At 52.9% G+C, this 5,670-nt stretch carries 6 protein-coding genes and 1 pseudogene; 1 reads left to right on the top strand and 6 read right to left on the bottom strand.

Translation table 11 applies throughout. The features are described 5' to 3' along the window. The 6 genes and pseudogenes from CPT76_RS06765 to CPT76_RS06740 form a co-directional block, all read right to left on the bottom strand. Window positions 1-275, bottom strand: a pseudogene (locus CPT76_RS06765) (WD40/YVTN/BNR-like repeat-containing protein); the annotation flags it as partial. A gap of 175 nt (window positions 276-450) precedes the next feature. Continuing rightward, entirely contained in the window at window positions 451-1,053 is a 603-nt protein-coding gene (locus tag CPT76_RS06760) for a nitroreductase family protein (protein ID WP_076171583.1), read from the bottom strand. 180 nt (window positions 1,054-1,233) lie between these two features. After that, window positions 1,234-1,650, bottom strand: coding sequence for an SRPBCC family protein (locus CPT76_RS06755; RefSeq protein WP_105442339.1), 417 nt, complete (start codon window positions 1,648-1,650; stop codon window positions 1,234-1,236). A gap of 1 nt (window position 1,651) precedes the next feature. Then, window positions 1,652-2,179: a hypothetical protein gene (locus tag CPT76_RS06750; RefSeq protein ID WP_105442338.1), complete on the bottom strand. Its 528-nt coding sequence runs from the start codon at window positions 2,177-2,179 to the stop codon at window positions 1,652-1,654. A gap of 327 nt (window positions 2,180-2,506) precedes the next feature. After that, on the bottom strand, window positions 2,507-3,181 hold the full coding sequence (locus CPT76_RS06745) for an SOS response-associated peptidase (RefSeq protein ID WP_105442337.1): 675 nt from the start codon (window positions 3,179-3,181) through the stop codon (window positions 2,507-2,509). A gap of 257 nt (window positions 3,182-3,438) precedes the next feature. Then, on the bottom strand, window positions 3,439-4,725 hold the full coding sequence (locus tag CPT76_RS06740) for an adenylosuccinate synthase (protein WP_105442336.1): 1,287 nt from the start codon (window positions 4,723-4,725) through the stop codon (window positions 3,439-3,441). Between the two features lie 107 nt (window positions 4,726-4,832). On the opposite strand from CPT76_RS06740, the gene CPT76_RS06735 reads away from it, so the two are divergent. Continuing rightward, a partial coding sequence (locus tag CPT76_RS06735) for a LysR family transcriptional regulator (protein WP_105442335.1) occupies window positions 4,833-5,670 on the top strand: 838 nt, incomplete at its 3' end.

Below are 5,670 nucleotides of genomic sequence, written 5' to 3'. Positions count from 1 at the left end.
ATCCGCAGTTCATTTCTCGTCAGTCCCCACGCGATGCCCGTCGTCCCGCTAATGAGCTGGAAGTCCGTCAAGCGGGTCTGTATTTGGTATTGGGATGGATCTTCCGCAGCGGCCTTGGCTGATTCTGTCGGCACCACGGTCAGTGTTTGCCCCAGCTCCGCAGGCTCGGGATTCGGGACAGGTACAGACGCGGGTTCTTCCTTCTCTGATGTGCAGGCAGAGAGCAATAAACAGAACAGGAGACCCATGCCCGTCCATTGTTTCCACCGTTTCATTCTCATTCCTCCTTCGCTGAGGACCCTTACACTCAAGTCATCTTCTAAAATAAATATTATAACATAAAGAGGTGCTCACGCCAGTCGGATACGACTGGTATGCAATGGTACACAACAATACCCGGCATCCTCATGAAGGACACCGGGTATTGTTTACAGGTATGATCGCAATGGATCAGCGAACCACTTTCACGCGCTCAGCAATCGGCTGGAACTCTTTGTCCCCTGCCGGCGCCGTCGGTTTGCCGAAAGGCATTTGGGCGATCAGCTTCCAGGATTCGGGAAGGTTCCATTCGCCCCGGACACGCTCGTCGATCAGCGGGTTGTAATGCTGAAGCGAAGCGCCGAAGCCTTCAAGCTCCAGGGCCGTCCATACGATCAGCTGCACCATTCCCGAGGTTTGATTTGACCATATCGGGAAGTTTTCGCTGTAGGCGGCGAATTGGTCCTGAAATTTGCGGACGACGTCCATGTCTTCATAGAATAATACGGTGCCGTAGCCGCTGCGGAACGAACCGATCTTTTGCTCGGTCGATTTGAACGCCTCCGGGTTGTTGACGACCTCGCGCAAAATATCTTCCGTAATATCCCACAAGCGGTCATGATTGGACCCGAGCAGAACGACCGCGCGGGAGGTTTGGGAGTTGAACGAGGAAGGCGCATGCTTGACCGCGTCCTCCACGATTTCCTGAATACGCTCATCGGTGGTCACGTTCTGTTTGCTGATGGTATAGATGGAACGTCTTCTTTTCAGTGCTTCGATAAAATCCTTGGGCATCGCTCTCTCTTACCTCCATGTTATATATCTGGCGACAATGTGCCTGGACCAAGGAAATGAACTTTGGCCATTACCGGTTAACTTTCCCAGCCTGCTTTTTTAATATGCGGATTACCTAGGATTGTTTGCATCAAAAAGCAGGCCCATCCGCTGATATCACGAATTTGACCTGCCTGTTAGTTACACGTTGTTCCGTGCTTCGGTTTCAATGGTACGCTTCATAACCTCTGCCCCCCGGTCGACCCGGATCTGGATTTCTGCTGCCAACTGGTCGGGCAAAAAATCCGTAATCCACACGAGGCGGCACCGGCTCCAGCTGTCTTCAAACACTTGAAACGAAGCATGATGATGCTGCAGCGGCATTTTCGTTTCCACCACCGCATAAGCCATTCTTCTCTGCTCATCATCCCTGGTGACGATCAGTTCTTTCACAATATTGCCGTTGCTGAAATGGATCAACCGATTCACCCCGTCAAAATGCGTCTCGGCCGTGTAATCAGGCACGAACCGCATATGCACGGCGCCGACGTCACGGACGACGTCCCAAACGAGTTCCGGTGATGCTTCGATCCAAATTTCTTTATAAATCGTTGCCATCTCAGCATCCGCCTCCATTCCATGGTTGGGCCGACTGAACATTCGATGAAACGAATTGTACGAATGAACCCGGACGAATCCGGATGTAGCGGCTGATCCGCTGCATGGTGTCGTCGAATGCAGATTTGAATTGTTCATATAAAGGAGAGATTTCTGAATGAGGGATCGCAGCATTCGTGCGCGAAAGGGGGACATGTCCTTCGATCGCTTCCTTGGCTTCGTCCAGCAACCGAATGAGTTCGGTTTCGCCAAAAAAATGCAATCCACCTTGAACGCCCTGCCAATATCCAGGCTTATCAAGCAAATACCGGATCCAGGCTTGGAAGTCCGGTTCCGAATGGCATGCTGGGTACAGCAGCCTGATCATGAACACCTGCTGCTGATCCGGATGAAGCGAACGAATCACACTTGCCTTATCGGCGCCCTCTTTTCCCTGCAACGCACTGACTGCCGGGTCGGTACAAGCCAAAACAAGCTCTGCATCGGTTAACGCATCAAATGCCTGTTTCTTCATTTCCACTAATTTCAAAATATCACTCTCCTTGCCTTCTTTTGTTCTTTGGTGCGCGGAGACATGAATACGTCCACCTTTTCGTTGGCTTAGATAGGAACTAAAGTATTTGCATTGAACATCCTGTGATAACGGCCAAATATGCCTATAACATTCATTTCTTTAGTTCATTCTATATAGATACTAGTCGAAATTATAGGAGAAGCATACCGGGTTGTCAATTTGCCGGCCATCGGCGGCAAACTGAAAAAGCCTTAGGGCTGATTCAGCTCGAAAAGGGTTATATCCCCCCCCGCTGCTCAGCCGCAAGGCTTTTTTCGCAAGCAGTGATAAACTGCTTTAATTTTATCGTTTTACCCAGGCCCGCTCCAGGTTCATTTCCTGAATGCATTCCTCCGTGTCGTGCGTGTCGTTGTCGATAAGCGGCGTGACCGCGTATGCATGCATCTCTTCCGCCGAATGGGTACGCAGAATCGGATCCAGCGCGTCCAGATCCATCGTACTTTCATCCAGCCAGCGTTCCATGTCCCCGGGAGACAGAATCGCCGGCATCCGGGCGTCGAATTCACCGATCAGCGGATTGGCATCCGTCATGACCAAAGTGCAGGTGCGCAGCGGCTCTCCACGCGTATCCCGCCAAATTTCATACAATCCGGCCACCCCAAACATGCTGCGGTTTTTCATCACTACACGGACGGGATAGGACTTCTTGCCTTCTCTCTTCCAGTAGTAAAATCCGTTGCAGGGGATCACGCAGCGCTGCTTGTCCACCATTTTCCGGTAACTGGGGTTCTGGTGCACATTCCGGAGGTCCGCATTGATCGCGTCTTTTCCCCAATAGGGGATAAAGCCCCAGCGGAATTCATCCAGAATCCGCGCCCCGTCCTGCTGGAGCACCACGGGCATATGCTGCGTCGGACTGATGTTGTAGCGGTTTTTATAGTAATACATCACCCGTTCGATTTGAAAATGCTCCTGAACCTCCGGCAGCTCGGCGGCCATGGAAAAACGTTGACACATGAAGCATCAGCCTCCCTTTATCCCGTATTGTTTGCCATTGGAGGGAAATTATTCATGTGCCTGCCGCTTCACAACAAAAAAACGGCCCCCTTCGCGGAGGGAACCGTTCTGACGCTTGGTTACTCGGAAAACACTGCCGGAGTCTAGGTCAGGTTCTCGCGTGATTTTTCTTTCCTCGTCTTTCTCATAAAGCAGCCGCTTCGCGCCCGCCCGAAGGTTTCCGGCGGAAGCAGCTCGATCGGCGGATCGCCCGAGCTCTATAGATTACGTGTGATCAGCTGGTCCCGTTTAGGCCCCACGGATACGTATTTCACTTTCACCCTCGCGGTCACTTCGATGATCTCGATATATCGCTTCGCCGCCTCAGGCAGCTCTTCAAAGGAACGAATGCCGGTAATGTCACAGTTCCAGCCCTTGTGATGCTGCAGAACCGGCTTGGCCTCATCCAGCTTCGCGCTCACTGGAAACTGGTCGGTCACCGTCCCGTCAGCCAGCTGATACCCGATGCATACAGGGATTTGGTCCAGGTACCCGAGCACGTCCAGGTTCGTTAACGCGATCTCGGTGGCTCCCTGAATCATGCAGCCATAGCGGGTTGCTACCGCATCGAACCAGCCCACGCGTCTCGGACGTCCGGTTAATACACCGTATTCGCCCGCATCGCCACCGCGCCGGCGCAGCTCCTCGGCTTCTTGGCCTGCCAGCTCGGTCACGAACGGGCCGGCACCGACGCAGCTCGAATAGGCTTTGACCACCGCCACCACTTGGGATATGGCATACGGCGGAAGGCCGGCACCAACCGGCGCGAATCCCGCTAACGTTGAGGAGGACGTGGAGAACGGGTAAATGCCGTGATCCGGGTCCCGTAGCGCTCCCAGCTGCCCTTCCAGCAAAATGCCTTCTCCTTTGCGGTAGGCCTCATTCAGCATTTGGGCCGTATCGCACACGAACGGACGAATCTTCTCGCCCTGCTCCATTAATGCCGGCATGAGATCCTCCGGAGTTAGAGACTGATGACCATAAAGATGTGTCAGCAGAACATTTTTGGCTTCCAGCATCTGTTGCAGCCGGCGCCGAAGTCTTTCTTCATCGTACAGATCGGCCACCTGCACGCCGAGCTTGGCGTATTTATCGGCGTAAAACGGAGCAATCCCCTGCTTCGTCGATCCAAAGCTCCGTGCCCCCAAGCGTTCCTCCTCCAGCTCATCCAGCAGTCGGTGAATTGGCAGGACGACCTGCGCCCGATCCGATATGGCCAGTTTCGGTTCAGGAACGCCTCTTGCCAGCAAAGCTTCCCTTTCGCTCACCAACACGTTTACGTCCAGCGCCGTTCCAGTTCCAATCACGTTCGTCACATGCGGATAAAATACGCCGGAAGGCAGCATATGCAGTCCGAACTTCCCGTATTCGTTAATAATCGTGTGCCCGGCATTGCTTCCGCCCTGATATCTCACCACGTAAGATGATTTGGCTGCCAGCACGTCCGTCATCTTGCCCTTTCCTTCATCGCCCCAGTTGGCTCCAACAATCGCTGTTACGGTCAATGGTTTGGCCTCCTCTTGTTTTCCTTTACAGCGATCATTATAATTTGGATTAGTTACATAAGTAAAATTGATATTAATAATGATCTATATAAATTGAGGTAATGACGATGAATATTCAAATGGAATGGTATCGTGTATTCTACTGGACGGCCAAGCTTGGCAGTTTGACAAAAGCGGCAGAGCAGCTGCATATTACCCAGCCTGCGGTCAGCCATACGTTGAAGCAATTGGAAGGTGCTCTTGGCGGGGCTTTATTTTTCCGGTCAGCAAAAGGAGTCACGTTAACCGCAGAAGGCGAAGTGTTGTACAGCTACGTGGAACAGGCCATGCAGATGCTGGACATCGGGGAGAAAAAGATGGCCGAGATGCAAAATCTGCTGCTTGGGGAAATCCATATCGGAGCGAGCGACACCTTGTGCAAACACTACCTGCTGCCATGCCTCGAACAGTTCCACCAGCAGTATCCGGACATCCGGGTGCATGTCACGAACCGGACGACGCCGGAGACGATCACATTGTTAAAAGAAGGAAAAATCGACTTCGGAATCGTGAATCTGCCTGCGGACGACCCCAAAATCGATTTTCGGCCAAGCGCTCCCCAGCAGGACTGCCTTGTCGGGCATCCGAAGTATGAGGAATTGGCACGGCAGCCGCTGCCTTTGGCGGAGCTTCACCAGTACCCGCTGCTGCTTCTGGAACCGGGTGGAAGTACGCGCCGATTTCTTGACAGCTACGCCGGGGCGCACGGCACGACCCTTCATCCCGAATTCGAACTTGGCAGCCTCGATCTCTTAGTCCAGTTTGCCCAGAGCGGATTTGGGCTCACCTTCATTACGCGCCAATTCATCACCGAAGAGTTAGCCTCAGGCAAATTGGTGGAGATCCCTTTGGCACCTCCGATTCCACTTCGGCACATCGGGATTGCGACGCTCAAAAACGTTCCTC

The sequence above is a fragment of the Paenibacillus sp. AR247 genome (assembly GCF_002968895.1).
GTDB classification, from domain to species: Bacteria; Bacillota; Bacilli; order Paenibacillales; family Paenibacillaceae; genus Paenibacillus_AQ; species Paenibacillus_AQ favisporus.
Note: the sequence above shows the minus strand (reverse complement) of the source record. Positions and strands in the feature narration are given on the sequence as shown.